This window comes from Streptomyces sp., from assembly GCF_031178505.1.
Classification (GTDB): Bacteria; Actinomycetota; Actinomycetes; order Streptomycetales; family Streptomycetaceae; genus Streptomyces; species Streptomyces gulbargensis.
Window position 1 is genome coordinate 1 of sequence record NZ_JAPSIW010000766.1, and the last position, 3300, is coordinate 3300.

3 protein-coding genes are annotated in these 3300 nt (G+C 73.5%); 1 reads left to right on the forward strand and 2 read right to left on the reverse strand.

Annotated elements, in window-relative coordinates; translation table 11 throughout:
- The coding region (locus RIF68_RS31985; RefSeq protein WP_309054763.1) for a His/Gly/Thr/Pro-type tRNA ligase C-terminal domain-containing protein at positions 1-657 on the forward strand (657 nt) is incomplete at its 5' end.
- A 38-nt stretch (positions 658-695) separates the two neighbouring features.
- Here RIF68_RS31985 and RIF68_RS31990 read toward each other — a convergent pair.
- Positions 696-2456: a hypothetical protein gene (locus tag RIF68_RS31990; RefSeq protein ID WP_309054764.1), complete on the reverse strand. Its 1761-nt coding sequence runs from the start codon at positions 2454-2456 to the stop codon at positions 696-698.
- A 3-nt stretch (positions 2457-2459) separates the two neighbouring features.
- On the reverse strand, positions 2460-3300 hold an 841-nt coding region (locus RIF68_RS31995), incomplete at its 5' end, for a nucleic acid/nucleotide deaminase domain-containing protein (RefSeq protein WP_309054765.1).

Consider the following 3300-nt stretch of genomic DNA (forward strand, 5'->3'; position numbering starts at 1 on the left):
ATGCGCGAGGAGAACATGCGGTGGTACGAGCACCCGGCGGAGAAGCTCTCCCACTACTCCAAGCGCACCGCCGACATCGAGTACCGCTTCCAGTTCGGCGGCAGCGAGTGGGGTGAGCTGGAGGGCGTGGCCAACCGCACCGACTACGACCTCGGCGCCCACTCCAAGGCCTCCGGCCAGGACCTCTCCTACTTCGACCAGGAGGCCGGCGAGCGCTGGACGCCGTACGTCATCGAGCCCGCGGCCGGTGTCGGCCGCGCGATGCTGGCCTTCCTGCTGGACGCCTACATCGAGGACGAGGCGCCCAACGCCAAGGGCAAGCTGGAGAAGCGCACGGTGCTGCGCCTCGACCACCGCCTCGCCCCGGTGAAGGTCGCGGTGCTGCCGCTGTCGCGCAACGCCGACCTGTCCCCGAAGGCCAAGGGTCTCGCCCAGGCGCTGCGGCAGAACTGGAACATCGACTTCGACGACGCCGGCGCCATCGGCCGCCGCTACCGCCGCCAGGACGAGATCGGCACGCCGTACTGCGTGACGGTCGACTTCGACACGCTGGAGGACAACGCGGTGACGGTGCGCGAGCGCGACTCGATGAAGCAGGAGCGGGTGTCGCTGGACCAGATCGAGGGGTACCTGGCGAGCCGCCTCGCGGGCTGCTGAGGTCCCTGATCCCCGCGAACGCCGGGCGAGCTGGAAGGTCAGCTCGCCCGGCGTTCGGCTGTCGTGGCCCAGAGGGCGGCGGGGTCCAGGCGTGTGAGACGGATGCCGCCGGGCCCGGACGACAGCAGCAGGCAGTCGTCCGTGAGCGCGAGGGAGCCGACCCGGTACGGCGCCGGCAGCGCCGCTCGTCGCCCGCTCAGCAGGTGCCACAGGTGGAGCCGCCGGTCGGACCAGGCGACGGCGAGCACCGGTCCGGCGGCGTCCGTGTCGGCGAGGGCAAGGGCGGTGGGCAGAGAGCCCCGGCGTTCCAGGGGTTCGGTGAGGGGCGCCGCGCTCGCCGAGTCCCAGAGCACGACCGTGCCGTCCAGGCCGCCGGTGACGACCAGGACGGTGTCACCGACATCGAGACAGGCCGCGGCGGCCACGGGGGAGCGGTGCGGCCGGTACGCAGTGAGCGTCTCTGGGGCGGGGAAGTCCAGCGGCCAGAGGTGGACCCGGCCGCGGCCGTCGCCGACGACGGCATGGCGGGCGGTTGCCGCGAGGGCGGTGGGCAGCTCCGCCGGGGGCGGAGCCAGGGTGGCGGCATTGTGGTGCAGCAGGAGTGACCCAAGACCGATGGGGACCGGCGCGTCGGTGACGAGGGGGAGGGGCCGCAGGGCGCCCGTGCGGTCCAGCGCCAGCAGACAGTCGGGGGTGATCGGGGCGAGAGCGGCGGGCTGCCAGGCGGTGCCGGCGGGCAGGGTCGTGCGGGCCCGTCCGTCCGCGAGCGCGTAGCGGGTGAGACGCCCCAGCGCGTCGGCCGCCACGAACGTACCGGCGGCGGTAAGCGTGGCGGCGGCGGTGGTGCGCTCGGGCAGTGACCAGCGGGTGATCCACGGACCGGTTTCGGCCAGCGGTCGCAGGTACTCGGCCAGCTTCGGCTGGGCCCCGGCCGCGGCGCTGTGCAGGACTGCGGCCCGCTGGGGCTCCGGCAGGTCAGGCGCGGACAGGTCGGGAGCGGCCCGGTCCCAGACGTCCCGCAACCCCGGGGGCAGCGGGAGCCGCGGGTCGGCCAGGGCGGCGGTGACGGCCGGTACCGAGCCGTACACCAGGTAGCCCGGGTCGCGAAGCAACTGGTGGGCCGTGCCGGTGCTCAGCGCGCGGTCGAGTGCGTGCTCGCGCTCGTCGGGGGTGGCGGTGGGCCAGTCACGTGCCGGGGGCGTGGGCGGCGGTGCCGCAGCCATGGACGGTCCTGGATGCGGGGCCTGGTGCACCGGTCCCGGTTCCGTTCCCGTCCCCCGCTCCATTTCGACGACCAGCACGTCGTCCGTGCCGCCCAGCAGGTCCGGGGTGTCGGATTCGAGGATCAGACGGACGCCGGGCAGGGCGCGCAGGGGGTTGATCAGGTTCTCGACGATCGTGTGCGGCCGGGCGTCGGGGAGGTCGGCGGGGCCCCGCCCGGACCGGTGCAGGTCGGTGACGACCATGAGCACGGGCCGCGGGTCGGCGCCCAGGCGCCGCAGAAGTTCGGCCGGCTCGATGGGGCCGTAGCCCAGATGCCGGCCGAGCTGCCAGGCCAGGGTCCGGGTGATCTGCCCCTCGGCGAAGCCCACGGCGTGCACGACCGGACGCGGGGACGAGCCGGGGGCCGCCGCTCCCGCGACGAACAGGGCCAGCAGACGGCTCTTGCCCGACCCGGGCGGGCCGGTGACCACGGCGGTGCGCCGGGTACCTTCCCGGGCGGCGCCGGGCTCCACGGCCCACGACAGCAGCGACTGGGCGGCGGTGCCGTCGCCGGTCTCCGTCCGTACATATCCCATGTGTCAACCCGCTCCAGGAGCCTGACGGCGAGTGGCCTCCCGCAACTGCCGCACACCTTCCGCTCGTTCGGTGGCGGTCTCGCCGTAGGAGACGTTGTGGCTGAGCGAGGCGTGGGGGAACATCAGCTCCAGCCACATCGAGCAGTAGTGGCCCGGCATGAAGCAGGCTTCCAGCTCGGTGTGGATGCGGGTGACCTGTTCCGGTTCGATCCCGGCCTCGTACATCTTCGACCAGGCGCGCTGCTCGGGGTGGACGCAGAGCCCGCCCGCCTCGGTCACCAGGTGCTTCTCACCGTCCGGTGCGGCGAACTCGAAGGTCGCGTACGCCTCGACGCTCGCGGTGGTGCGGATGTCCTCCAGCACCAGGGGCCACCAGTTCTCCGGGTCGTCGAAGGCGCGGGGGTCCGCGGCGCTCAGGGTGTCCTGGGTGGTGCGGAACGCCTCGGAGGCGTCGCCCGGGGTTTCGGCGGCGCCGAGCACCTCCAGGAGGAGGTCCAGCTCCAGCAGTGCCTCGGCGAAGAGGGCGGGACTGGAGCTGACGAAGCGGTCGGGCTCGTCGTAGCCGAGGAGCACCGCGCGGACGTCCCCCTCGTGCGTCGCGCACATCTCGAAGGCACGGTCCGAGCCGAGGCGGGTCCAGGACAGCTGGGCCTCCTCGTTCACGCGCTTGCCGAGGGAGTCCGCGTACGCGGGGAGGGACTCCGGCTCGTCCGCGAGGACGTGGAAGTACGGCATGACGCGCAGGGGGAGGAGGAGACCACCGCCCGGGACGGCGTCGAAGCGACGGGTGCCGGCGGGGCCGAAGCGGTCGGCGAAGGGATTGCCGGTGGGGGACATGGCGGGT

Bases quoted from the DNA above. Each gene is read 5' to 3' on its own strand.
- RIF68_RS31990 (WP_309054764.1), bottom strand. From the start codon at position 2,456: ATGGGATATGTACGGACGGAGACCGGCGACGGCACCGCCGCCCAGTCG.